Source organism: Pseudomonas sp. KK4 (assembly GCF_001984065.1).
Lineage (GTDB): Bacteria > Pseudomonadota > Gammaproteobacteria > Pseudomonadales > Pseudomonadaceae > Aquipseudomonas.
This window is the reverse complement of sequence record NZ_LYVP01000064.1, coordinates 1-24046: the sequence shown is the minus strand read 5'-3', so window position 1 is coordinate 24046 and position 24046 is coordinate 1. Positions and strand designations below refer to the sequence as shown.

Here is a 24046-nt window from a genome sequence, read left to right as displayed (position 1 = left end):
GCCAAACAGGAACTTCCATGATGGATACTCGTGATTGCGCGTGCGGGCAAACAACAGTTCGCGATGAAGCGGCGCGCTGGTTTGTGCGTTTGCAGGAACCGGCCGTGGATGTCGAGATGCATCGCCAGTTCCAGTCCTGGCTGGACGAACACCCCCAGCACCGAACCGAATTCGAATGCCTGCAGGGCGTGTGGAAAGCCGCTGATCTGGTGCCCTCGGCGCGTCTGCTGGCGCTCTGTGAAGCGCCGCCGGCGCGCAGCAGACGCCGGCCGGTGATGCGTTATGCGGTGGCCGCCAGTGTGCTGGCGGTGGCACTGGGCTTGGGCCTGTTCAGCGGTTTGAATCAATCGTCGACCTACACCGCAGAGTTTTCCACAGCCCTGGGCGAGCGTCGCCACGTGGCCTTGCCGGACGGTTCGGTGGTGGACCTGGACAGTCGCAGTCGGATTCAAGTGCATTTTGAAAAGCATCGTCGCGGCATCGAGCTGATCGAGGGCGAGGCCCTGTTCAGCGTCGAGCACGACGCCAGCCGACCGTTCGTGGTCGAGGCCGGCCGCGGCAAGGTCACAGTCACCGGCACCCGTTTCGATGTGCGCCGGGGCGCGTCTGATACCCGGGTGGTGGTCGAGCAAGGCACGGTGAAGGTTCAGGGGCGGTCGGCGGCCGATGATGACTTCATCAGTTTGACGGCAGGCCTCGGCACCCAGGTCGATGCCCAAGGCAAGGTCGCGGCGGCGTATGCGGTCAACCCGGCGGAACTGACGGCCTGGCGCAACGGCAAACTGGTGTTCAACAACGCCAGCCTGAGCGACGTGGCCGAGCAGGTGTCGCGTTATCGGGACAAGCCGCTCAAGGTCGGCAACCCGGCGGTGGGCAATCTGCGCCTGACCAGCGTGTTCAAATCCGACAACACCGATGCCTTGCTCAAGGCCTTGCCGAGCATCCTTCCGGTGGCCGTTCGTACCCTCGATGACGGCAGCCAGGAAATAATTTCAAAATAAAATTCAGGTTTTTTTCGAGTTCATCGTCTTCCTGTGCAACTGCAACTGGTTTGCATTAACAAGCGCACACTCTTGCGATCCACAGGAATACGTTCGACGTGAATACATCCACCGCTAAACCCACGACCTTCCCTTGGTTGCCGCTGGCCCTCGCGCTGGCGGTCAACGTGGCAATGCCCCAGGCATTCGCCGCCGACGCCATCCATATCCAGGCGCAACCCTTGGGCCAGGCCCTGACTCAACTGGGTCAGCAAACCTCGTTGCAGGTGTTCTTCAGCCCTGACCTGGTAGCGGGCAAGCAAGCCCCGGCGGTGGACGGCAATCTTTCGCCGGAAGACGCACTGCGTCAGTTGCTGCAAGGCAGCGGCCTGCAGTATTCGATCGATGAAGGTTCGGCAACCCTCATGGCTGCGCCGACGGCTGCGACCGGCGGTGCGCTGGAACTGGGCGCGACTGACATCAAGGTGGTGGGTGACTGGCTCGGCGACGCCGACGCCGCCGTGGTGCAGAACCACCCGGGCGCCCGGACGGTGATCCGCCGCGAAGCCATGGTCGAGCAGGGCGCGATGAACGTCGGTGACGTGCTCAAGCGCGTTCCCGGTGTGCAGGTGCAGGACGCCAACGGCACCGGCGGCAGCGACATTTCCCTCAACGTCGGCGTGCGCGGCCTGACTTCGCGCCTGTCGCCACGCTCCACCATTCTGATCGACGGCGTGCCGGCGGCGTTCGCCCCGTACGGCCAGCCGCAACTGTCGATGGCGCCGATTTCTTCTGGCAACCTCGACAGCATCGACGTGGTGCGCGGCGCCGGCTCGGTGCGCTACGGACCACAGAACGTGGGCGGCGTGATCAACTTCGTGACCCGCGCGATCCCGGAAAAAGCCTCGGCGGAAATCGGCACCACCCTGGAAACTTCCCAGCACGGTGGCTGGAAGCACATCGACACGGCGTTCATGGGCGGTACAGCCGACAACGGCATCGGCGTGGCGCTGTTGTATTCCGGCGTCAACGGCAACGGTTACCGTGAGCGCAACAACGGCAACGACATCGACGACGTGATTCTCAAGACCCATTGGGCGCCCACCGACGTCGACGATTTCAGCCTGAATTTTCACTACTACGACGCCAGCGCCGATATGCCCGGTGGCCTGACCCAGGCGCAGTACGACGCCGACCCGTTCCAGTCCGACCGCAACAACGACAACTTCAGCGGCCGTCGCAAGGACGTGTCGTTCAAGTGGGCGCGGCAGATCGACGACCGCACCCAGGCCGAAGTACTGACCTACTACTCCGACAGCTTCCGGGGCAGCAACATCGCCGCCCGCGACCAGAAGACCCTCGGCTCGTTCCCGCGCACCTACTACACCTACGGCATCGAGCCGCGGGTGTCCCATGTGTTCGACGTCGGCCCGACCACCCAGGAAGTCAGCGTCGGCTATCGCTACCTGAAGGAAGGCATGCACGAAGAGGCCAGCCGTCTGGCGCTCAACAGCAGCAACGAGCCGGTGGTGCGTCCGGGTTCCGATGGGCACGTCTATCAGGACCGTACCGGTGGGACTGAAGCCCACGCGGTGTACATCGACAACAAAATCGATGTCGGCAACTGGACCGTCACCCCGGGTGTGCGTTTCGAACATATCCAGACCGAATGGCACGATCGCCCGGTGCTCGACACCGCTGGCAAGCCAGTCCCGGAAAAGCGCCGCAACATCGAAAGCAACGAACCGTTGCCGGCTCTGAGCGTGATGTATCACCTGTCCGACGCCTGGAAACTGTTCGCCAACTACGAGACCTCGTTCGGCTCGCTGCAGTATTTCCAGCTGGGCCAGGGGGGCTCGGGTAACGACACCGCCAATGGCCTGGAGCCGGAAAAGGCCAAGACCTACGAGATCGGTACCCGCTACAACGATGACGTGTGGGGCGGCGAAGTGACGCTGTTCTACATCGACTTCGACAAAGAGTTGCAGTACATCAGCAACGACGCCGGCTGGACCAACCTCGGCGCGACCACCCACCGGGGTATCGAGGCGTCGGTGCACTACGACATGGTAGCCCTGGACCCGCGCCTGGACGGCCTGACTGCCAATGCCGGCTTCACCTACACCCGCGCCGTGTACGAAGGGGAGATTCCGGACTTCAAGGGCCGCGACCTGCCGTTCTACTCGCGGCAGGTGGCCACCGTCGGCCTGCGCTACGACATCGACCGCTGGACCTGGAACGTCGATGCCTTCGCCCAGTCCAAGCAGCGCTCGCCGGGCGTTGCGGTGAACGCCGACGGCAGCTTCAGCAACAACTACATCACCGAAGGCACCGCTGACGGCCAATACGGCGACATTCCGGGGTACGTGACCTGGAACGTGCGCAGCGGCTATGACTTCGGGCCGTCGGTGTCGAACCTGAAAGTCGGCGCCGGGGTGAAAAACATCTTCGACAAGCAATACTTCACCCGTTCCAGCGACAACAACTCGGGGATGTACGTGGGGGCGCCGCGCACGTTCTTTGTGCAGGCCAGCGTCGGGTTCTGATAGACCGAGGCGCCTTCATCGCGGGCAAGCCTCGCTCCTACAGGGATCTGCGGCGATCAAATGTGGGAGCGGGCTTGCTCGCGAAAGCGGTGGGTCAGTCAGATTGATGTCGGCTGACACACCGCTTTCGCGAGCAAGTCAAATCGTCGCACCGCCGCTCCCACAATTGATCTGCGTTGGGCATGGTTTTTTTGTTCACCGAAGATCCCTCAAACCTTCAACACCTTCCCGCCGATCGCCACCGCGACCAGCAGCAACGCCATCAGCGCAAAGGCGAAACTCAAGCTCGCGGCATGGGCGATGAAGCCGATCACCGCCGGCCCGGCCAGAATCCCGGCATAGCCCAGGGTGGTAATGGCCGGCACGGCGATGCTCTCGGGCATGACCGTCTGCTTGCCCACCGCGGTATACAGCACCGGCACGATGTTCGAGCAGCCGGCACCCAACAGGGCATAACCCACCAGCGCCGCTTCCCAGCTCGGGACGAAGGTGGCCAGGCATAGTCCGAACGCAGCGGTCACTCCGCCGAACACAATCACCCGGGTCGCGCCCAGCCGGCGCACGATGGCGTCTCCGGTCAAGCGTCCCACCGTCATGGTCAGGGCAAACGCCGCGTATCCCAACCCGGCATAGGCGGTGTCGATCCCGCGTTCCTGGGCCAGGAATACCGCGCTCCAGTCCAGTGCTGCGCCCTCGGCGAGGAACACGATGAAACACATCCCGCCGATGAACAGCACGATGCCATGGGGCACCGCGAATGCCGGGCCTGAGCTCTCGCTGCCATAAGGCAACAGGTGCGGCGCGGCCTTCGCCAGCGCGATCAGTAGCAGCACGATCACCACCAGCGTCGCACCCAACGGCGAAAGCCCCAGGCCCAGCAATCCGCTGACGCCCGCCGCGCCGACGATTCCGCCCAGGCTGAACAAGCCATGAAAGCCCGACATCATGTTCCTGCCGCTGGCCCGCTCGACGATCACCGCTTGCAGGTTCACCGTCGAATCCACCGTGCCCAACCCGGCACCGAACAGGAACAACGCGGCCATCAGCGCCGGAATCGACGACACCGTCGCCAGCAATGGCAGCGCCACACAGATCAACAAGGTGCCGCCGGTGGCCACTTTGCGACACCCGAAGCGCGTGGCCAGCAGGCCGGCCATGGGCATCGCCAGGATCGAGCCCACCCCCAGGCACAGCAGCAACAGACCTAGCGTGCCTTCGTCCAGCCCGGCCCGCGCCTTGGCATACGGCACCAGCGGCGCCCACGCGGCAATGCCGAACCCGGCGATGAAAAAGGCCACGCGCGTGGACATCTGCTCCAGGCGCCCCGGCACGAATGAGGTCTGGGTGTTGAGGTTGGTCATATCGATCCTTGGCAAAAAACGTCGCGTCAGCAAGGGACAGCCACCGACCGGCGAGGGTTCGATCAGCGTCTACGGGCATTCGCGCTCCGGCAGGCTGACATCGTTGCACAGCCAGAGTGTGTTTCGCGATATGTTGGACCCTGTTCATCATTCCAACAGGGAGAGCGCCATGGCGCGCAGGTACGACGCAAGGGGCAATATCTATATGGTGGCGGCGCCTGACGAATTGCGCCACAGGGGCATCGCACTGCCCGATCAGGCCAGTGACGCCGCGCAAACCCTCCAGACATGGGCATTGGCGGCGATCGAGGCGTGCTGTTCCTGGGCCCCGGGCACGCAACCACCGGGCAGCAAGGAGCATTGCAGCGACGGCCTGCTGGTGGGGCCGTTTCAGGCTGCCCATCCGTTTGACCTGTTGATCGTCAACACCGACGGCACCCTGGCGGAGCGCAGCGGCAATGGGCTGACGATTTTTTCCCAGGCGCTGAGTGATCAGGGGCTGTTTCCGGAGGATGAGGCCTGTGTGCTGAGGGTTCATCACGACAAGGCCGATGTGTCGTCACCGGGGCAGATTTCGGTGAAGGCGGCGCAGGTTGAAGGCGTACAGGGCTTCTGGCTGGACCTGGGCGAGCCGGGGTTCGGGCCGGAGGCGGTCAGCGCCGTCGATTATGAAACAGCGACCTTGAACGGTCGCGAGCTCAGTCACGTTCAACCCTTGTCGGCACTCAACGGCGCCTGGTCCCGCAGCCAGTTTGCCCGGGTCGGCAATCCTCACTGCGTGACCTTGGTGGACAGCGCCGATGATTTGCCGAGCAATGAGCAGATGCGCGAGCCGGCATTGGGCGAAGGCTTGCTGCGTATCGCCTATGCCATGCCCGCGGGCGCCGGGCGGCCCTGTCCGGCGGGGATCAATCTGCAATGGGCGATGCACGACGTCGGACAGCGGGTGTTGGCCCGGGTGTTCGAGCGAGGCGAAGGGCCGACCGCGTCGTCGGGGACCAGCGCCACGGCGGTGGCTTGCGCGGCCTGGCGGGTGGGCTGGGTGAGCGCGGGGGAGGTGAAGGTGACGATGCCTGGGGGGACTGCACCGATTTTGCTGGAGCAAGAGCAGGGGGAGTTGAGGCGGGTCAGTCTGTTTGGTACGGCGCGGTTGGTTATTTAAATCTGATGTCGCCGTTATTGGATTGCCGCCCAGAGTAAACCCGGCATCTGTGTACATGTCCTACAGAAATTTGGCAGGGAGACATAAGAAAGATCTTTTTCGCTGTACTCAGGCGGTTTTATTCAAACCATCATGTATAGAAAGAGTTGTAGATTTGCCCATGACGGAGTTGACTGCCAACTCCACTGCCAAGGAACGGTGGCATGGCATTTGATGTTTTATTGAAAATCAATGTTTTCCCGGGTGAAACGCCGATGCGTAACACACAGGGACTGGATCGAAGTGACCGGCTATTACTTGGCGTCCATCATGGAACCTCGATGACGGCCAGTTCTGCGGGGGGAGCCTCTCCGGGGCGTACGATTTTAGATTTTACGTCTGCAAATACCCTGGATAAATCCAGCACCAAGCGCCTGGAAGCCAGTATAAAAACACCTACACCCAGCAAAAGCTTACGGACGGCGGAGTCGGCGGAAACTTCGCTGGTGGGTGGGATCGTATGCAAATAAAAAATCCTCGTAAGGTTTAGCTGATGTCAAAGGCCTACATTTTTATCAATGAGCGTGTACAGCCATATTCATATTTAAAATCGAACTTGAATCTTGGCAGAAATCCAGTGTCAAGTTTGATGTGTTGAATTCTCACGTTGTCAATACAGTGGTATTGCCCGGTGAAATAATAATTGTTGGCGATGAGTTAGTACCGTCTTGTACGGGCGAAGAAGCGTTTTATATGCGCAAAGCGTTGGAAGTCCATTTGGCGATTATGACTAATGGAATGCAGAGTGATGGTTTTCTAGTTGAAAATCACGAGCTGTTGACAAAGATTCTCGGTTATTCATCCATTGGGATTGGCGCGGTGGGTGGAGCGTGGAGCAAGCACCTTGATGGCATCAAGAAAACCCTCGAAAATATTGAAACCGCCCATGGTGATCTTCTCAAAAAGGGCGGCGCTGGGAATCGAGACGTTTTTTATGCGGAGCGCAAGGCTCTGTTTGAGAAGCTTGAAGATCAGTTGAATAGCTTTGCCCGATTTGGATCCGGTTTACGTAACCAAGGCTCGATCAAGGACATGCTGGGCATCTCCACCAAAAGCTACCTGCATACAGGAACCATAGCCGGCTACGCTGAAACTATTAATGGCGTGGCGAAAGCTTCGAGCCTTATTAAAAAGGTACATATCTTGGTGTCGGTCTGAGTGTAACTGCGACGGTTACCTCAATCTATAATGCGTGCACCACTGGGCGCGAAGAACAATGCAGGAAAGCTAAATATGTAGAAGGAGGGAAGTTGACAGGAAACCTTTTCTTCGGAGCTTTGGGAGGGGCGGCTGGTGGTTTTGGAGCTGCGCTAACATGTTCCCTCGTATTCGGGATTGCTACTGGCGGTCCTGGCGCTCTGGCGTGTGGCGTGATCGGGGGTGGGGTTGGCGGTTTGATTGGAGGCGAATCTGGTGAATCTTTTGGTAAATTGAGTGGGGAGATGTTGTACGAGTACTCACTTAAATGAGTGATTTAGTGATTCTGTTTATAATGCTATTCATATTTTTTATAGCATTTTTGTCGATTTTTTTGATGCTGATATTTTCTTATAAGTACACGGATTTAATTGAAGGGCATTTAAGTAAAAGTAGATTTGTGGCGAATAATCGTGAAGCGTTCTCTGATTTGGGGCTGATTGGGAAAGTTCTCAGGAGCGGATCGATTGCATCAATGTTTTTGATCCCTCGGCTATGCGAAAAACGGGGTCTTATAGAAAAGGATGAGTTGTTGAGTTTGCCGCCACAACTTAAGCGAATGCTGATAATCCCCTATGTCATGGGAGGGGTGTCTTTTTTTGCAATGCTCGTTTTTCGGTTTTTTTTTGTTTGATTTTTACATTTGGTCGTCGCTAGCTTTTCGCCGCAGCATCTAGCTGTTGACGAATCAACTAGCGATCTGACCAAGGTGTATTTGATTCAATCCGGAAGATCAATTGAGCCCGAGAACTCCACCACCGGCATCGTCCGCTTCATCAACACCTTGCCGCCGCGCACCGAATACAGTGGCAAGCCCTGGCTGCGGATCACCTCGTAGTCGCTGGGCGCCGACAGAATCAGCAAGTTCGCCGGCCGCCCCGGTTCCAGGCCATAGCGATCCCCCAATGCCAGCGCTTTGGCGCTGTTGTCGGTCACCAGGTCCAGCGCGCTCTGCAGGTTGCGGTAACCGAGCATGTGACAGATGTGCAGGCCCGCTTCCAGGACCCGCAGGATGTTGCCGTTACCCAACGGGTACCACGGGTCGACGATCGAATCCTGGCCGAAACACACGTTCATGCCGGCCTCGAGCAGCTCGTTGACCCGGGTCACGCCACGGCGTTTGGGGAAGTTGTCGAAGCGCCCCTGCAGGTGAATGCTTTCGGTGGGGCACGAGACAAAACTGATCCCGGAATGCCCCAGCAGGCGAAACAGCTTGGCGCAGTAGGCATTGTCGTAGGAGCCCATGGCCGTGGTGTGGCTGGCGGTGACCCGCGAACCCATGTCGCGGCTGCGGGCTTCTTCGGCCAGCACTTCGAGAAAGCGCGAATGCGGGTCGTCGGTTTCATCGCAATGCACATCCACCAGGCAACCGGTGCGTTCGGCCAAGTCCATGAGGAACTTCACCGAACTCACCCCTTGATCCCGGGTGTATTCGAAATGCGGAATGCCGCCGACCACGTCCGCGCCCATGTGGATCGCTTCTTCCATCAGGTCCCGGCCGTTGCGATAGGACTCGATGCCCTCCTGGGGGAACGCAACGATCTGCATGTCCACCAGATGTCGGCTTTCCTCGCGCACTTCGAGCATGGCCCTGAGGGCGGTCAACTGCGGGTCGGTGACGTCGACGTGGGTGCGCACATGCTGGATGCCATGGGCGGCGAGGCTTTCGATGGTTTTTTTCGATCGGGTCTTGGTGTCTTCCAGGGTGATGGTCGCCTTGCGCTCACCCCAGCATTCGATGCCCTCGAACAGCGTGCCGCTCATGTTCCAGCGCGGCTCGCCGGCGGTCAGGGTGGCGTCCAGGTGAATGTGCGGTTCGACGAAGGGTGGCACCACCAGGTTGCCGCCGGCGTCCAGGTCCTCGGGGCCCAGGGTCGGCGCTTCGGTCTGCCGGGCGATGTGACTGATCAGGCCGTTTTCCAGGTGCAACTCATGCAGGCCTTCCTGATTGCGCAACCGGGCGTTGATGATGTGCATCGGGAGGGTCCTTTTGACATTGGGTGGATCTACCTAAGTTAGCTTGGTGTTGGCGACTACCGCCAGTGGCATTGATCTGCGAAGTTCAACTGTGGGAGCGGGCTTGCTCGCGAAAGCGTTGGGTCAGTTTTGAAGATGCTGGCTGACACACCTCTTTCGCGAGCAAGCCCGCTCCCACAGGGACCGCATTTCTTCAGGAAGACTGCTGCAATGGCAGAAACCGCAGCAACGCAGCGACTATGGCTTCCGGTGCATCTTCCTGCACCAGATGACCGGCATTGGGGATGGCCTGGAATTGTGCGCCGGGGATGAGGGCCTGCAGGGCGCGCCCGCGTTCGATGGGGATCCACTGATCGTCTTCGCCCCAGAGAATCTGCACCGGGCAGCGAATGCTGGGATACGCACCCTCGACCTCTCGGGTATAGCGCTGGTCCATCTGCGCGATCTGCCGATAGAACGCCGCTTGCCCCGGATCACCGAGCCATGGTTGTACGTAGGGCGCCAGTTCGTCGTCCGGGATCTGCCGCTGGATCGCCCCGCGAATGTAGGCGGGCACGATCGCCTGCTGGATGTAGTCGGGCAGCCCGCTGAACGCCGCTTCATGCTGACGCACATGCTGCACGAACGGCGAGCCCCAGGGCGTCAGCGCCACCGGGTCGATCAGGGTCAGGCTGCGGTAATCGCGACCATTGAGCAGGTGCGCGCGCAGGGCCGTGGCACCGCCAAAATCATGGGCGACCACATCCGGGCAATCCAGCCCCCAATGATCCAGCAACTGCGCCAGCAACTCGTTCTGCACGCCGAGGGAGACGTCGCCGTCGATCTTCTCCGATTGGCCATAGCCCAGCAGATCGAAGTAATGCACCCGATGGGTGGTGATGAAATGCGGGGCGATACGGTGCCAGACGTACGAAGAAAAGGGCGTGCCGTGCACGAACACCAACGGCGGGCCATCGCCGCGCACGGCGTAGCGAACGCAGTGGCCATTGAAGCGATACGTCTGAGGCAGCGGCCAGTCAGCCATGGGCGTGTCCTCCTGATAGGGGAAAGCCAAAAAGCATAGGCCGAAAAAAACCACCCATGAAGGTGGTTTTTTCCGCTTTCTGTAGGAGCGAGCTCGCTCGCGATGGTCGCCAGAGCGCCACGGGCATTCAGACAGCTCGCGTCATCGTTGACGACCATCGCGAGCGAGCTCGCTCCTACAGGGGGCTGTTACTTTACTCGCCGCGATAGATGCAACCGCTGGTGCAGGTCTCGTGGATGCGGATCGCGCTGAGTTCCGGCAGCAACGGCTTCAGTTCACCCCAGATCCACTTGGCCAGCACTTCACTGGTCGGGTTTTCAAGGCCCGGAATATCGTTCAGGTAGTTGTGGTCCAGGCGCTCGTACAGCGGCTTGAAAATCGCCTTGATCTCGGAGAAATCGCGAATCCAGCCGGTGTGTGGGTCCAGATCGCCGCTCAGGTGAATCGCCACCTTGAACGAATGACCGTGCAGGCGTCCGCACTTGTGGCCGTCCGGCACGTGGGGCAGGCGGTGGGCGGATTCGAATGTAAATTCCTTGAAGATTTCCACAGTATCTTGAGCTCTGTTGAGGTGGCGATCGCCGCGGCGATGCTGGGGCAATTTGACAGGCGGCGAGTTTACCAGCTTGTCCTGACTAAAGGGTCAGCAAGCGCTCGCCGAGGCGACCGTTGGCGGCCAGTTCGAGAAACTCGTCCCCCAGCCGGCGGCTTTCATCTATTGCCGCCCGCCAGTATGTCTGCCGGCTCGGCGCATCGCCCATGAAGCGCTTGAAGTCGTTACGGTCCGGCAGTTTGCCGTAGGGCAGACGGGCCAGGTATTCCTTCGATGGGGCCAGCAGAAGCACATTCTGCAGGCGTGCCGGGCAGGCGCGGCGCCACGGCAGGCCCTTGTCGAACCAGCCCGGGATCACCCGGTCGGTGAAGTGCGGATAGAGCACGATGTCGTTGCCGCTGTAGGGCAGGTCGAGGTGATAGTCCAGCAGGCCGCCGTCGCGGAAGGTACCGGCACCGGCCCCCGGCAGGTCGCGCACGCCTTCCATGACCATCGGGATCGAACCCGAAGCCAGCAGCGCCTGGCGCAGGTTGCCGGCGTTCAGGGCGACGAAGCGTGACGGAAAGTCGTTCAACGCATCCACCGGTGGCGCCAGGCGCGGGTCGTGGATGATCAGCCGCTCGAAGTGCCGCGACAGCCGTGCACGACCGCACAGGTTGTCGGCGATCACCGACGACAGGCCCAGGCCCAGGCGACCGCGATGATCGTCGGCGAGCAGGCCGTGGCTTTTGACCACCATGATGTTCAAGCGGTAATGGGCGTTGGCCAGGAGCGTGGCATCGCGGCCGTCGAGCAGGTCCTCGAGCATGCGCCGCGAGCTCTGGCTGATCTGCGCCATGGTCACGCCCTTGTCGAAGTTCTGCTCGGTGTACAGGTGGCCGAGCCGGCGGATGCCTTCGGCCGCGTCCGGCAGGCAGGCACTGGCGAAGCGCCAGGAACCGACCGAGGCGCCGATCAGTGAGCGCTCCCGGGGCGCCGAGGGCAGCCAGTCACCGAACAACGCCAGGTCCAGCCCCTGAATCCCCAACGCCTTGGGGCCACCGGCGGCGCCTGGCAAGGTGCCAACATCGGCGGCGTGCAGGCCGTTTTCGCGGATGCGCGCGAAGGCACGTGGACCGGCCTTGAGCGTCAGGGAAGGGAATTTGATGTGGATGGCGGTCATTGCGGTCTCGAAGGTTGGCAAGCGGGCGGATTATAAACGCGTTCCTGGGTGGGAGCGGCGGTGCGACGATTCCACTTGCTCGCCAAGGCAGTGTTTCAGTCGACATGGGCATCGACTGGCACACCGCCTTCGCGAGCAAGCCCGTTCCCACACGGGTTCAGTGTTGCAGTGATCAATGATGGCAATTCAGCTTCAATTAAGTTCATCCCGCTAAGGTGCGCCCCGTAGGCAACACATAAAAAATTCGGAGTCACCCATGAAAACCCTGACTGCCCTGTCCACCGCCTCCCTCATCGTTCTGACCGCCAACTTCGCCCACGCCCGGGATCTGGGGCCCGATGAAGCCCTGAGGCTGCGCGACGCTGGTACCATTGTGTCTTTCGAGAAACTCAATGCCACCGCGTTGGCCAAACATCCCGGCTCCACCGTCACCGAAACGGAGCTGGAAGAAGAGTATGGCAAATACATCTACCAGATCGAATTGCGCGACCCGCAGGGCGTCGACTGGGACATGGAATTAGACGCCGTCAGTGGCCAGGTTCTCAAGGATCATCAGGATTCGTAATGACGCTGCTTTCTTTGACACAGCGCCGCGCCGGCAGCCGACTGGCGCTGGTGCTGCTGGCGGTTTGCTCGGTGGCAGTGTGCCCGGTGGCCATGCCCCGCGACCTCGACCAGGACGAAGCCCTGCGCCTGCGCCAGCAGGGGGTGATTTTGCCCCTGGAGCAAGTGCTGCAAAAAGCATTGGACCGCTACCCTGGCGCCAAACTGCTTGAGGTCGAGCTCGAAGAGAAACACGACGTCTACATTTATGAAGTCGAATTGCTGACCACCGAAGGCGTGGTCCGCGAGCTCGACCTGGAAGCCGCCACCGGCCGTTTACTGAAAGACAAGGAAGATTGACCGATGCGTTTGCTCCTGGTGGAAGACCATGTGCCCCTGGCCGACGAACTGCTGGCCGGCCTCAATCGCCAGGGCTATGCCGTGGACTGGCTGGCCGACGGTCGCGATGCGGTGTACCAGGGCAGCAGCGAACCCTACGACCTGATCATCCTCGACCTCGGGCTGCCGGGTTTGCCGGGGCTCGAGGTGCTGGCCCAGTGGCGTGCGGGTGGGCTGGGGACGCCGGTGCTGATCCTCACCGCTCGCGATTCCTGGGCCGAGCGCATCGAAGGGCTCAAGGCCGGTGCCGACGATTACCTGACCAAGCCCTTTCACCCCGAAGAACTGCACCTGCGCATTCAGGCGTTATTGCGCCGCTCCCATGGCCAGGTCAATCAACCCACCCTCAAGGCCGCCGGCCTGCACCTGGACGAAGGCCGGCAATGCGTGATTCGCGACGGCGCCGACATCCAGCTGACCGCCGCCGAATTCCGCCTGTTGCGCTACTTCATGCTGCACCCGCAACAGATCCTGTCCAAAAGCCACCTGGCCGAACATCTCTATGACGGTGAGACCGAGCGCGACTCCAACGTGCTGGAAGTCCACGTCAATCACCTGCGGCGCAAGCTGGGCAAAAGCGTGATCGAGACCCGTCGCGGCCAGGGTTATCTGTTCGGCGGGCAAGCGCAGTGAGGTCGATCCAGCGCCGCTTGAGCCTGGGCCTGATCAGCGTGATGGTGGTGGTCGGCCTGGTCCTGGCGCAAACCAGCCTGTGGCTGTTCGAAATGGGGCTGCAACGCTACCTCGAGGCGGGGCTGCGCAATGACAGCGAGAACCTGCTGGTGGCGCTGGTCCGTGGCCCGCAGGGTTTGCAACTGGATGAGCGACACCTGTCGCCGGCTTATCAACGGCCGTTTTCCGGTCATTACTTCCGCATCGATTTTGCCGACAGCCATTGGCGATCCCGCTCGTTATGGGATCAGCAATTGCCGCAGCTGGAGCACCCGGGGCTGAGCAACCTGCAACTGGGCCCGGAGGGTCAGCAGTTACTGGTATTGCGCACCGACTATCGACGCCTGGGCCAGTCGATCTCCATCAGCGTGGCCCAGGATTACACCCCCGTGCGCGAGAGCTTTTTGCGCATGCAGCAGGTCGGCCTCGGACTGGGGCTGGCGGGGTTGCTGCTGATCCTGCTGCTGCAACGCGTTACCGTGCGTCGTGCCTTGCGCCCGCTGGAAAAGGCCCGGGAACAGATCGCGCAACTGCAGCAGGGCCAGCGCTCGCAACTTGACGATCAGGTGCCGGTGGAACTGGAGCCGCTGGTGGCGCAAATCAACCATCTGCTGGCCCACACCGAAGACAGCCTCAAGCGCTCGCGCAATGCCCTGGGCAATCTCGGTCATGCCTTGAAGACGCCGTTGGCGGTGTTGCTGAGCCTGGCCTCCAGCGAGCAACTCGACGCGCACCCGCAACTGCGCAAGGTGCTCAAGGCGCAACTGGAGCAGGTGCAGCAGCGGCTCAACCGTGAACTCAACCGTGCGCGGTTGTCCGGTGATGCGTTGCCCGGCGCACTGTTCGACTGCGACGCGGAACTGCCGGGGTTGCTGGCGACCCTGAACATGATTCACGGCGAACACCTGGACCTGAGCTATCGCTGCCCGCCCGGCCTGCAACTGCCCCGGGATCGCGAAGATGTGCTGGAACTGCTCGGCAACCTGCTGGACAACGCCTGCAAGTGGGCGGATGCCGAAGTGCGCCTGAGCGTGAGCGAAACCGCGCAGGGCTTTGAACTGAGTGTGGAAGACGACGGCCCGGGCATCCCCGAAGAGCGCCGCGATCAGGTGGTCAGCCGTGGCACCCGGCTGGATGAACAGACCGACGGCCATGGCCTGGGGCTGGGGATCGTGCGTGACATCGTTGATAACTGGGGTGGGGTGTTGCGCCTGGAGGAAAGCGAGTGGGGCGGGCTCAAGGTGGCGATCGAACTCCCCAAACGCTGAACTCAAAAATGAAGTACCTGTGGCGAGGGAGCTTGCTCCCGCCGGGCTGCGCAGCAGCCCCGTTCTTTGATGACAGGGGACTGCTGCGCAGTCCGACGGGAGCAAGCTTCCTCGCCACAAAACAAGCTCCCTTGCCACAGGTCGGTGTTGGCTGAATGGTCGAGACCCGCTCAGGTGTGATGAATCTCCCGATCCTTGGTTTCCGGCATGAAGAATATCCCCAGGATCGCCGTCATCACCGCAATGACGATCGGGTACCACAGCCCGTAGTAGATATCCCCCGTGGCCGCGACCATGGCGAAGGCCACGGTCGGCAGGAAGCCGCCGAACCAGCCGTTGCCGATGTGGTAGGGCAGGGACATCGAGGTGTAGCGGATGCGCGCCGGGAACAGTTCCACCAGCCAGGCGGCGATTGGTCCGTAGACCATGGTCACGTAGATCACCAGGATCGTCAGCAGCAGCAACACCATCGGGTAGTTGGTCTTGGCCGGGTCAGCCTTCTCGGGGTAGCCGGCCTCCTTGAGCCCGCTGGCGAGGTTCGCGGTGAAGGCGTCGTTGCGGGTCTTGAAGTCGGCCGCCGGCATCGCGGTGCCCTCGAAACTCTCGACCACCCTGTCGCCGATCCGCACCTGCGCCACGGTGCCCGGCTCGGCTTTCACGTTCTCATAAGGGATGGCCCGCTTGGCCAAAATGGTCTTGGCCAGGTCGCAGGAACTGGTGAATTTGGCCTTGCCCACCGGGTCGAACTGGAACGAGCACTGGTCGGGATCGGCAATCACCTTGACCGGGTTCTTCTCCTGGGCGATGAACACGTCGGGGTTACCGTACTGGGTCAGCGCATGGAAGATCGGGAAGTAAGTGATTGCCGCGAGAATGCAGCCGGCCATGATGATGCCCTTGCGCCCGATGCGGTCGGACAGGCTGCCGAAAATCACGAAGAACGGCGTGCCGATCAGCAGCGAGCCGGCGATCAGCAGGTTCGCGGTTTGCGGGTCGATCTTCAGGGTCTGAAGCAGGAAGAACAGCGCATAGAACTGCCCCGTGTACCAGACAACGGCCTGGCCGGCGGTGCCGCCTAGCAGGGCCATGATCACGATTTTCAGGTTGTCCCAGCGGGCAAAGGATTCGGTCAGCGGCGCCTTGGACGCCTTGCCTTCGGCCTTCATTTTCATGAACACCGGCGACTCGCTCAGTTGCAGGCGGATGTACACCGAGACGGCCAGCAGCAGGATCGACAGCAGGAACGGAATTCGCCAGCCCCAGGCCTCGAACGCCTCGGTGCCCAGCGCGGTGCGGCAGGCGAGGATCACCAGCAACGACAGAAACAGCCCGAGGGTGGCGGTGGTCTGAATCCACGAGGTGAAATAGCCGCGCCTGCCCTTCGGCGCATGTTCGGCCACGTAGGTCGCCGCACCGCCGTATTCCCCGCCCAGGGCCAGGCCTTGCAGCAGGCGCAGGGTGATGAGGATGATCGGTGCCGCCACGCCAATGGTGGCGTAGCCGGGCAAGAAGCCCACGATCGCGGTGGACACGCCCATGATCACGATGGTGATCAGGAAGGTGTGCTTGCGCCCGATCATGTCACCCAGCCGGCCGAACACGATCGCGCCGAAAGGCCGCACGGCAAAGCCCGCGGCAAAGGCGAGCAGGGCGAAGATGAAGGCGGTGGTCTCGTTGACGCCGGCGAAGAAGTGCTTGGCGATGATCGCGGCGAGGGACCCGTACAGATAGAAGTCGTACCACTCGAACACAGTGCCCAGTGACGAGGCGAAAATGACTTTTCGCTCCTCCTTGCTGACCCCGTGGTTGGGCGCGCTGCCCATGGTTGTGCTGTCGATTACCGCCATGAGTGTTCTCCGTTGTTCTTGTTTTAAGGCCGGAGTACCTCTCAAGTGTTGCCGCACCCTGGCCCTGGGGCTGATGTCATCGGACACGAACTGACGGCCTCGCATTGCTGCAAGGTCATTAAAAGCATAATCGGCTTTGCACAGATATCCACTCGCCATCACGGCAGCCGACAAAAACTGGAGGAGCGAGCTTGCTGGCGATGGTGGTCAACGATAACGCGGGTAGCCTGAGTGGCCGCGTTGTCTGATCGTTCATCGCGAGCAAGCTCGCTCCTACAGGGTTTGGGGGGTGGTTGTGGGGTTAGACGCGGAACTGGTCCATCAGACTTTGCTGCTGGTTCGCCAGGCTGTTGAGCGACTGGCTCACCCGCGCCGATTCATTGGCTTGCCCCGACAGCGATTCGGTCACGTCGCGGATGTTCGCCACGTTGCTGTTGATCTCCTCGGCCACCGCGCTTTGCTCTTCGGCGGCGCTGGCGATCTGCAGGTTCATGTCGCTGATCACCGTCACCGCTTCGCCAATCTGCCGAAGGGCGGTCACCGCGTGGCCGACCTGTTCGACACTGCCCTGGGCCTGGCGATGGCTGTTGCCCATCGACCCCACCACGTCCTGAGTGCCGCTCTGCAACTGCTCGATCACCACACGGGTTTCCTCGACGGACTCCTGGGTGCGCCGCGCCAGGTTGCGCACTTCATCGGCCACCACGGCGAACCCACGACCGGCCTCACCGGCACGGGCCGCTTCGATCGCGGCGTTGAGGGCCAGCAGGTTGGTCTGCTCGGCGATGGCGCGGATCACTTCCAGCACCGAACCGATCTTCTCGCTGTTGGCGGCCAGGCCTTCGACCTGGACCATCGCCGCGCTCATGTCGGCCGCCAGGTTGTCGATGCTGGCGGTGGTGCGGTCGATCACGGTCAGGCCCTGACGCGTGGCCAGGTCGGCATCCCGCGCGGCCTGGGCCGCCTGCGCCGCACTGCGCGCCACATCCTGGGCGGTGGCGCTCATTTCGTGGGACGCGGTGGCGACCTGATCCACCTGGCGGTATTGCTGCTCCATGCCGGCGCTGGTCTGGGTGGCGATGGCCGAAGACTGGTCGGCGGTGCTGCGGGCGTCCTGCACCGAGCGTTTAACCTCGGCAATGATCGGCTGCAGCTTGTCCAGAAAGCGGTTGAACCAGCCGGCCAGTTGCCCCAGCTCATCCTGTTTGTCGTACGCCAGGCGGCGGGTCAGGTCGCCTTCGCCGCTGGCGATGTCTTCGAGCATGTGCGCCACGCCGAGGATCGGTCTGGTGACGCTGCGGGCCATCAGCCACACCAGCAGCAGGCCGATCAGCGCAGCCAGCACGCCCAGACTCAGTTCGGTGAGGGTGCCGGCGGTGTTGCTGTCGTCCAGTTGTTTTTTCAGCGCTTCGGCAGGCCCCACCAGCACTTGCTCCGGCACGTCGAGCAACACGCCCCAGGTCTTGCCCCCCGGAATCGGCTGGAACGGCGCCATTACCTTGAGCTGTTGGTCGCTGTGCAGGCTGGTGGTCTTGCTGATGGAGGCGAGCATGCGCATCAGTTCTGCACCGGAGGTCTTGTCCACCGCTTCCAGGCGCTGGCTGAGTTTGCTCGCGTCTGCGCTGTAACCGGCGAGCAGGCCAGCGGGGCTGACGATGCTGACGGTGGTCTGGCCGTCATAGAGCTTTTTGCTCGCGCTCTGGCTGACCGTTTGCAGGCTGTTGAGGTTGATGTCCACCGACAGCGAGGCGATGAGCTTGCCGTTGAGCATCAGTGGGAAAACGATGCTGGTCATCAGCACGTTCTGGCCGTCGATCACATAGAAGTACGGTTCGATCACGCAGGGCTTGAGGCTGGCGCGGGGGCAGGTGAACCAGGCATTGGCCGCTTCGCCGCTGGGGCCGGTGCGGGTGTCGGCGATGTCGCTTTCCGGCAGCGGCATGGCGGTCAGCCTGCCGGGCGTCGGTTGCGACCAGTACAGGGCAAAGCGGCCCTTTTCGTTGCTGCCCACTTCGCTCTGGCCGGCGAACAGTTCGTCCTTGCCGTCCAGGCCGTTGGGCTCGAACACCAGGGACAGGCCCAGCAGGTCTGGGTTGGCTTGCAGTGCCGACTTGACCTGGCGGGTCAGGTCTTCGCGCAGGTCGAAGGCATCGAGAAAGCGTTTCTCGGCCTGATCGCGCAGGAACAGCACCTGCCGGGAAAAGCCATGGCCATATTGATAGGCGTCCATGAACTGCTGACGAATGCCCAGCGCCTGGTTCTCGCCCTGGGACTCGATCCGTGCCTGGGCGGCTTCGGTCAACATCGCCATGCTCGAAGCTTTCACCAACTGCGAACTGTGCTCCATGCGATACAACGAAAGCCCCACCAACAGCGTCACGATGCCCGCCAGGCACAACCCGGACAGCAGGGTGATCTTCCATTGGATGGAAAGTTGTCTGAGTGACATGGCAATGTCCTTATTCGATAAATATCTGAGACTTTGCACTGTAACGGCCGGGACATTCATTTCTTTATGCCGCCCGGAGCGCTTCTGTGGCGAGGGAGCTTGCTCCCGCTGGGGTGCGAAGCGCCCCCCCTGTATTTATTCAAAGTGATGGAGAGATCCAGTTGACTGCTGCGCAGTCGGACGGGAGCAAGCTCCCTCGCCACAGGCAAGCTCTCTGGCCTCAGGCAGGCTCTCTGGCCTCAGGCAGGCTCTCTGGCCACAGGCAGACTCTCTGGCTACAGGCAGACTCTCTGGCTACAAGCAGACTCTCTGGCCACACGCTTTGACACCGGCACGACTCTGCGGCACAGTGCGCGCCCTCTAATAAAACCCATATTCCTTCAATCCGCTGGCGGCTCTCGCAGACTGCCGGACGGAGTCTTTTCGTTTGTCTGGAGTTAGTGAAATGAATGCAGTGATTGCCGCGGTCGGCATCATGCTGATACTCAGTCTGTCCCGCGTGCACGTGGTCATCGCGTTGATCGTCGGCGCGCTGGTGGGCGGGTTGACTGGCGGGTTGGGCATCGATGCGACGCTCAAGGCGTTCAACAGCGGCCTGGGTGGCGGGGCGACGGTGGCGTTGTCCTACGCGTTGCTCGGTGCGTTCGCCGTGGCCATCGCCAAGTCCGGCCTGGCCCACGCCCTGGCCGACAAGGCCCTGGCGATGGTCGATCGCCAGCACGCCAATGGCGGCGGCAACGTCAAGTGGCTGCTGATCGGCCTGCTGTGGGTGGTGGCCATCGCCTCGCAGAACATCTTGCCGATACATATCGCCTTTATTCCGTTGCTGGTCCCGCCGCTGCTGTACGTGCTGACCAAGCTGCAACTGGACCGCCGGCTGATCGCCTGTGTGATCACCTTCGGCCTGATCACCCCCTACATGTTCCTGCCGGTGGGGTTCGGCAATATCTTCCTCAATGAAATCCTGCTGGCCAACGTCGCCCGCAGCGGCGTCGACATCAGCGGCATCAACGTCACCCACGCCATGGGCATTCCGGCGCTGGGCATGCTGGTCGGGCTCGGTGTGGCGTTCATCAGCTATCGCAAGAAGCGTATCTATGACCTGGCGAAGATCGAGCAAGTCGAGCAGGTCGCCGTGCAGTACAACCCGCTGAGCCTGATGGTGGCGCTGCTGGCCATCGCGGCGGCGTTCATCGTTCAGTTGCTGTTGGATTCGATGATCATCGGCGCGCTGGTGGGTTTCCTGATTTTCTCGGTCTCTGGCATCGTCAAATGGCGGGACACCGACGACCTGTTCACCGAAGGCATGAAGATGATGGCGATGATCGGTTTCATCATGATCGCCTCGTCCGGGTTCGGCGAAGTGATCAAGGCCACGGGCGATGTGCAAACCCTGGTGGAAGCCTCGGCCTCGTGGATCGGCCACAGCAAAGGCATCGGCGCCTTGCTGATGTTGCTGGTGGGGCTGCTGGTGACCATGGGCATCGGCTCGTCGTTTTCCACGGTGCCGATCCTGGCGGTGATTTTCGTGCCGTTGTGCGTGCAACTGGGCTTCAGCCCGATCGCCATCGTGTGCATCGTCGGCACCGCCGGCGCCCTGGGTGACGCCGGCTCGCCGGCCTCGGACTCCACCCTCGGCCCGACCTCCGGCCTGAACATCGACGGCCAGCATCACCACATCTGGGACACCGTGGTCCCGACCTTCCTGCACTACAACCTGCCGTTGCTGGCGTTTGGCTGGATCGCCGCGATGGTCCTGTAACACCGTACTCCCTGTGGGAGCGAGCCTGCTCGCGATAGCGGTGAGTCAGACACGTTGGTGTTGAGCGAACCTACGTCATCGCGAGCAAGTCGAATCGTCGCACCGCCGCTCCCACAAGGGATCTTCATGGTGCAGATGAACGTGTTCAACTTTTGTGCCGGCGTGCCGTTAAAGGCTTTATCCACGCCAATAAAATCAAAAGAGTGAACGTCATGCGCATGAGCCTGAAGGCCAAAGTCCTGTCCCTTGCCGTCCTCCCGGTGTTGCTCTTTGCGCTGGTCATCAGCCTGACCACCCTGTTCATCCTGCAGGGCCAGGCCCGCAACGAAGTCGAGCAGACCCGCGAGCGGCTGCTCAGCGATGCCAAGGCCACGCTGCAAAGCTACGTGGCCGTGGCCATGACCACCATCAAGCCGCTGTACGACGCCGCCGCCCCAGGCGATGACACGGCGCGGGCGCAGGCGATCAAGTTGCTGTCGAACATCGCCTACGGCAAGGAAGGCTACTTCTTCGGCTACGACTCCAACACCGTGCGCCTGTTCAAGGCCAACAGCCCCGAAGGCGTGGGCCAGAGCTTCAAGGACAACCGCGACCCCAACGGCGTCTACGTCAACCGCGACCTGGTGAAAGTGGCCAAGGACGGCACCCATTACCTGCAATACAGCTCACCGCTGCCGAGCAACAACAAAGTGCTGGTGCCCAAACTCGGCTACACCGAATACCTGGCCAAGTGGGACATGGCGGTGGGTACCTCGGTGAACCTCGACGGCATCGAGGCGCAAGTGGCTGTGGTCGAGGCCAAGGTCCAGGAGCGCGTGCAGGGCGTGGTGCTGAGCATCGTCGGCGTGGCGGTGGTGGTGCTGCTGTTGATCGCGGCGGCGGGGATGCTGTTGGCCAATACCATCTTGCGTCCGCTGAACCTGATGAAAGCCAACCTCGACGACATCGCCGCGGGGGAGGGCGACCTGACCCGTCGCCTGACCATCACCAGCCAGGATGAACTGGGCGCGCTGGCCGGTTCCTTCAACCGTTTTGTCGACAAGATCCACGGCCTGGTGCGGCAGATCACCGAAATGACTTCGCAACTGACCGGGCTGGTCAACCAGGTGTCCGATCAGGCCCAGCGTTCGGACCAGGCCATGGAGCGTCAGCGTCACGAAACCGACCAGGTGGCCACGGCGATCAACGAGATGTCCGCCGCCGCCCAGGAAGTGGCCAAGAGCGCGCAAAACGCCGCGGTCGCCGCCCAGCAGACCGACGAAGAAGGCCAGGCCGCCAAGCGTGTGGTGGCCGGCAGCATCGTCAAGATCCATGCATTGGTCGATGACATCCGCAGCAGCGGCGTGTCCCTCGACAGCCTGCAAAAGGACGTGTCGTCGATCGTCAGCGTGCTCGGGGTGATTCGCTCGATTGCCGAACAGACCAACCTGCTGGCGCTCAACGCGGCCATCGAAGCGGCTCGCGCCGGGGAGGCCGGGCGCGGGTTTGCGGTGGTGGCCGATGAGGTCCGGGCGCTGGCCAGCCGTACGCAGATCAGCACCCAGGAAATCCAGGGCATGATCGACCGTTTGCAGGCCGGTACCCAGTCGGCGGTGGAAGCCATGCGCCGCTCCAGCGAGGCCGGCGACGGTACCTCGGCCCAGGCCAATGAAGCGGGGGCTTCACTGGACACCATGGCCCAGTTGATCGCCACCATCAACTCGATGAACGCCCAGATCGCCAGCGCTGCCGAAGAGCAGACCGCCGTGGCCGAAGAGATCAATCGCAGCGTGCACCAGATTGCGGTGGCGGTGGATAACGTCGCGGGTGAAACCCAGCTTGGGGCGCAGACTTCGCGCAGTCTGGCGGATCTCGGGCAGCGTCTGGGCAGTCTGGTCGGCCAGTTCCGTATCTGACGGATTGGGCCATTGTGGCGAGGGCGCTTGTTGCCGCCTGAGTGCGCAGCACTCACAAAATCGGCAGCTGTTGCCACATTTTTGGGGCACTGCGCAGCCCCGCGCGAGCAAGCTCGCTCGCCACAGGAGGTGTTTGATCTGGCGGTTCAGGGCCGGTCCCAGTAGGGCACTTCGCCAAAACACTCGACAAAAAAATCGATCACCGTGCGCACCTTCACCGACAACCGTCGGCTGCCCGGCCAGAGCACGGCGATCTGCTGCGGTTCGAAACTGTTGGACACCTGATAGCTGCCCAGCACCGGCACCAGCGTGCCGTGGCGCACCGCTTCACCAATCAGCCACGACGGAAACATCACCAGCCCCAGCCCCTGTTCGGCGGCCTGGGTCAGGGTGTCGGCGTGGTTGCCAGTGATCGGGCCTCGCACCGAATAGGGCGTCCACGGCTGCCGGCCCTTGCGAAAGAACCAGCGCTGCAGGCCGGTGACGCCCTTGTAGGCCAGGCAATCATGGTCTGCCAGGTCGTCCGGATGCTGCGGCGTGCCGCGCCGTTCGAGATAGGCCGGGCTTGCCGCCACCTGAAAGCGATGGGGCGCCAAGATCCGGGCCTGCATGCTCGAATCGTGCAGCGCGCCGATGCGAAACAGCAGGTCCGCGCCTTCCTGCAGCGGGTCGACGTAGCTGTCGGTCTGCTGAATATCCAGTTGCAGTTTCGGGTAGCGCTCGCACAGCTTGCCCAGCCAGGGCGTCAGGTGGCGCTGGCCGAACACCACCGGCGCGTTGATCCGCACCAGGCCGCTGGGTTCGCTTTGTTGTTCCTGCAGGGCCTGCTCGGCTTCCTCCAGTTGCACCAGCACCAGCCGCGCATGGTGCCCGAGCATGCGCCCGGCTTCGGTGGGCGTGACGGCACGGGTGTGGCGGTAGAGCAGTTGCTGGCTCAGGGCCTGTTCCATCAACTGGATCTGCCGTGAGATGGAGGAGGGCGCCAGGCCTTCGCGACGGGCGACTTCGGAAAAGCTGCCGTGGTCGAGTACCGCGACGAAGAGCCGAAGTGCCTTGAATCCCAGTTCATTGAGGCCGTGCATGGCGAGTCCTGTTGTGCGGTTTGCGCAAAAGTGTTGTCAGGATGCTCCCATTTATCGCAAAGGATCACCACCGGATAATGGTGGGAGCGGGCTTGCTCGCGAACGTGGTGGGTCGGCCAACATCTGTG

At 61.9% G+C, this 24046-nt stretch carries 19 protein-coding genes and 3 pseudogenes; 13 read left to right on the top strand and 9 right to left on the bottom strand.

Going from position 1 to position 24046, the window contains the following annotated elements:
- Window positions 1-17 precede the first annotated feature (17 nt).
- On the top strand, window positions 18-1001 hold the full coding sequence (locus B0W55_RS19690; protein ID WP_077047585.1) for a FecR family protein: 984 nt from the start codon (window positions 18-20) through the stop codon (window positions 999-1001).
- Between the two features lie 98 nt (window positions 1002-1099).
- Window positions 1100-3526, top strand: coding sequence for a TonB-dependent receptor (locus B0W55_RS19685; protein ID WP_077047584.1), 2427 nt, complete (start codon window positions 1100-1102; stop codon window positions 3524-3526).
- Window positions 3527-3735: 209 nt separating this feature from the next.
- Here the strand turns inward: B0W55_RS19685 and B0W55_RS19680 are convergent, their stop codons facing one another.
- Complete coding sequence (locus B0W55_RS19680) at window positions 3736-4887, bottom strand: MFS transporter (protein WP_077047583.1); 1152 nt, start codon at window positions 4885-4887, stop codon at window positions 3736-3738.
- A gap of 169 nt (window positions 4888-5056) precedes the next feature.
- Here B0W55_RS19680 and B0W55_RS19675 point away from each other — a divergent pair, with 169 nt between their 5' ends.
- From B0W55_RS19675 to B0W55_RS19665, 4 genes and pseudogenes are all read left to right on the top strand, one after another.
- Window positions 5057-6049, top strand: a complete 993-nt coding sequence (locus tag B0W55_RS19675) for a diaminopimelate epimerase (RefSeq protein WP_077047592.1) — start codon at window positions 5057-5059, stop codon at window positions 6047-6049.
- 203 nt (window positions 6050-6252) lie between these two features.
- Window positions 6253-6558: a hypothetical protein gene (locus B0W55_RS29615; protein WP_371807279.1), complete on the top strand. Its 306-nt coding sequence runs from the start codon at window positions 6253-6255 to the stop codon at window positions 6556-6558.
- 23 nt (window positions 6559-6581) lie between these two features.
- A pseudogene (locus tag B0W55_RS19670) lies at window positions 6582-7557 on the top strand (hypothetical protein).
- On the top strand, window positions 7554-7919 hold the full coding sequence (locus B0W55_RS19665; protein ID WP_077047582.1) for a hypothetical protein: 366 nt from the start codon (window positions 7554-7556) through the stop codon (window positions 7917-7919). Before B0W55_RS19670 ends, B0W55_RS19665 begins: the two are co-directional and overlap by 4 nt.
- 86 nt (window positions 7920-8005) lie before the next feature.
- Here the strand turns inward: B0W55_RS19665 and codA are convergent, their stop codons facing one another.
- The 4 genes from codA to B0W55_RS19645 all read right to left on the bottom strand — a co-directional run bounded on the left by codA (window position 8006) and on the right by B0W55_RS19645 (window position 12001).
- The gene (gene codA, locus B0W55_RS19660) at window positions 8006-9262 is read right to left on the bottom strand and encodes a cytosine deaminase (protein WP_077047581.1); all 1257 of its coding nucleotides are present in this window, start codon (window positions 9260-9262) and stop codon (window positions 8006-8008) included.
- Window positions 9263-9455: 193 nt separating this feature from the next.
- Window positions 9456-10286, bottom strand: a complete 831-nt coding sequence (locus tag B0W55_RS19655) for an alpha/beta fold hydrolase (protein ID WP_077047580.1) — start codon at window positions 10284-10286, stop codon at window positions 9456-9458.
- Between the two features lie 193 nt (window positions 10287-10479).
- The gene (gene queD / locus B0W55_RS19650; RefSeq protein ID WP_028621713.1) at window positions 10480-10836 is read right to left on the bottom strand and encodes a 6-carboxytetrahydropterin synthase QueD; all 357 of its coding nucleotides are present in this window, start codon (window positions 10834-10836) and stop codon (window positions 10480-10482) included.
- Between the two features lie 85 nt (window positions 10837-10921).
- On the bottom strand, window positions 10922-12001 hold the full coding sequence (locus tag B0W55_RS19645) for a hypothetical protein (RefSeq protein WP_077047579.1): 1080 nt from the start codon (window positions 11999-12001) through the stop codon (window positions 10922-10924).
- Between the two features lie 256 nt (window positions 12002-12257).
- Between B0W55_RS19645 and B0W55_RS19640 the strand changes: the two genes are divergently transcribed.
- Genes B0W55_RS19640 through B0W55_RS19625 form a run of 4 tightly spaced genes read left to right on the top strand, consistent with a single transcriptional unit; the run spans window position 12258 to window position 14883 of the window.
- Window positions 12258-12566: a PepSY domain-containing protein gene (locus tag B0W55_RS19640; RefSeq protein ID WP_077047578.1), complete on the top strand. Its 309-nt coding sequence runs from the start codon at window positions 12258-12260 to the stop codon at window positions 12564-12566.
- Window positions 12566-12904: a PepSY domain-containing protein gene (locus B0W55_RS19635; protein ID WP_077047577.1), complete on the top strand. Its 339-nt coding sequence runs from the start codon at window positions 12566-12568 to the stop codon at window positions 12902-12904. Before B0W55_RS19640 ends, B0W55_RS19635 begins: the two co-directional genes overlap by 1 nt.
- Window positions 12905-12907: 3 nt before the next feature.
- A complete protein-coding gene (locus tag B0W55_RS19630) occupies window positions 12908-13576 on the top strand; it encodes a response regulator transcription factor (RefSeq protein ID WP_077047576.1) in 669 nt (222 codons plus the stop codon).
- Window positions 13573-14883 carry a sensor histidine kinase gene (locus B0W55_RS19625; RefSeq protein WP_077047575.1) on the top strand — a complete coding sequence of 437 codons (1311 nt, stop codon included), beginning with the start codon at window positions 13573-13575 and terminating at the stop codon, window positions 14881-14883. The genes B0W55_RS19630 and B0W55_RS19625 overlap by 4 nt, the downstream gene beginning before the upstream one ends.
- A 170-nt stretch (window positions 14884-15053) precedes the next feature.
- Here B0W55_RS19625 and B0W55_RS19620 read toward each other — a convergent pair whose 3' ends face one another.
- The 3 genes and pseudogenes from B0W55_RS19620 to B0W55_RS31650 form a co-directional block, all read right to left on the bottom strand.
- Entirely contained in the window at window positions 15054-16730 is a 1677-nt protein-coding gene (locus B0W55_RS19620; protein ID WP_077047574.1) for an MFS transporter, read from the bottom strand.
- Between the two features lie 301 nt (window positions 16731-17031).
- Window positions 17032-17787, bottom strand: a complete 756-nt coding sequence (locus B0W55_RS31655; protein WP_371807281.1) for a methyl-accepting chemotaxis protein — start codon at window positions 17785-17787, stop codon at window positions 17032-17034.
- A gap of 102 nt (window positions 17788-17889) precedes the next feature.
- Window positions 17890-18036, bottom strand: a pseudogene (locus B0W55_RS31650) (HAMP domain-containing protein); the annotation flags it as partial.
- 1588 nt (window positions 18037-19624) lie between these two features.
- Here B0W55_RS31650 and B0W55_RS19610 point away from each other — a divergent pair.
- From B0W55_RS19610 to B0W55_RS31640, 3 genes and pseudogenes are all read left to right on the top strand, one after another.
- Window positions 19625-20941 (top strand): Na+/H+ antiporter family protein, encoded by a 1317-nt coding sequence (locus B0W55_RS19610; protein ID WP_077047572.1) that lies wholly within the window; start codon window positions 19625-19627, stop codon window positions 20939-20941.
- 212 nt (window positions 20942-21153) lie between these two features.
- Window positions 21154-21930, top strand: a pseudogene (locus tag B0W55_RS31645) (cache domain-containing protein); the annotation flags it as partial.
- A gap of 84 nt (window positions 21931-22014) precedes the next feature.
- Window positions 22015-22836, top strand: a complete 822-nt coding sequence (locus tag B0W55_RS31640; RefSeq protein WP_371807280.1) for a methyl-accepting chemotaxis protein — start codon at window positions 22015-22017, stop codon at window positions 22834-22836.
- A 146-nt stretch (window positions 22837-22982) separates the two neighbouring features.
- On the opposite strand, the gene B0W55_RS19600 is transcribed toward B0W55_RS31640, so the two are convergent.
- Window positions 22983-23918, bottom strand: coding sequence for a LysR family transcriptional regulator (locus B0W55_RS19600; protein WP_077047570.1), 936 nt, complete (start codon window positions 23916-23918; stop codon window positions 22983-22985).
- Between the last annotated feature and the right edge of the window lie 128 nt (window positions 23919-24046).

Coding starts and splice junctions, on each gene's coding strand:
- B0W55_RS19645 (WP_077047579.1), bottom strand. CDS start 12,001: ATGACCGCCATCCACATCAAATTCCCTTCCCTGACGCTCAAGGCCGGT.
- B0W55_RS19635 (WP_077047577.1), top strand. CDS start 12,566: ATGACGCTGCTTTCTTTGACACAGCGCCGCGCCGGCAGCCGACTGGCG.
- B0W55_RS19680 (WP_077047583.1), bottom strand. CDS start 4,887: ATGACCAACCTCAACACCCAGACCTCATTCGTGCCGGGGCGCCTGGAG.
- B0W55_RS19640 (WP_077047578.1), top strand. CDS start 12,258: ATGAAAACCCTGACTGCCCTGTCCACCGCCTCCCTCATCGTTCTGACC.
- B0W55_RS19675 (WP_077047592.1), top strand. CDS start 5,057: ATGGCGCGCAGGTACGACGCAAGGGGCAATATCTATATGGTGGCGGCG.
- B0W55_RS29615 (WP_371807279.1), top strand. CDS start 6,253: ATGGCATTTGATGTTTTATTGAAAATCAATGTTTTCCCGGGTGAAACG.
- B0W55_RS31655 (WP_371807281.1), bottom strand. CDS start 17,787: ATGGAGCAGCAATACCGCCAGGTGGATCAGGTCGCCACCGCGTCCCAC.
- B0W55_RS19665 (WP_077047582.1), top strand. CDS start 7,554: ATGAGTGATTTAGTGATTCTGTTTATAATGCTATTCATATTTTTTATA.
- B0W55_RS19620 (WP_077047574.1), bottom strand. CDS start 16,730: ATGGCGGTAATCGACAGCACAACCATGGGCAGCGCGCCCAACCACGGG.
- B0W55_RS19600 (WP_077047570.1), bottom strand. CDS start 23,918: ATGCACGGCCTCAATGAACTGGGATTCAAGGCACTTCGGCTCTTCGTC.
- B0W55_RS19610 (WP_077047572.1), top strand. CDS start 19,625: ATGAATGCAGTGATTGCCGCGGTCGGCATCATGCTGATACTCAGTCTG.
- B0W55_RS19690 (WP_077047585.1), top strand. CDS start 18: ATGATGGATACTCGTGATTGCGCGTGCGGGCAAACAACAGTTCGCGAT.
- B0W55_RS31640 (WP_371807280.1), top strand. CDS start 22,015: ATGACTTCGCAACTGACCGGGCTGGTCAACCAGGTGTCCGATCAGGCC.
- B0W55_RS19630 (WP_077047576.1), top strand. CDS start 12,908: ATGCGTTTGCTCCTGGTGGAAGACCATGTGCCCCTGGCCGACGAACTG.
- B0W55_RS19655 (WP_077047580.1), bottom strand. CDS start 10,286: ATGGCTGACTGGCCGCTGCCTCAGACGTATCGCTTCAATGGCCACTGC.
- codA (WP_077047581.1), bottom strand. CDS start 9,262: ATGCACATCATCAACGCCCGGTTGCGCAATCAGGAAGGCCTGCATGAG.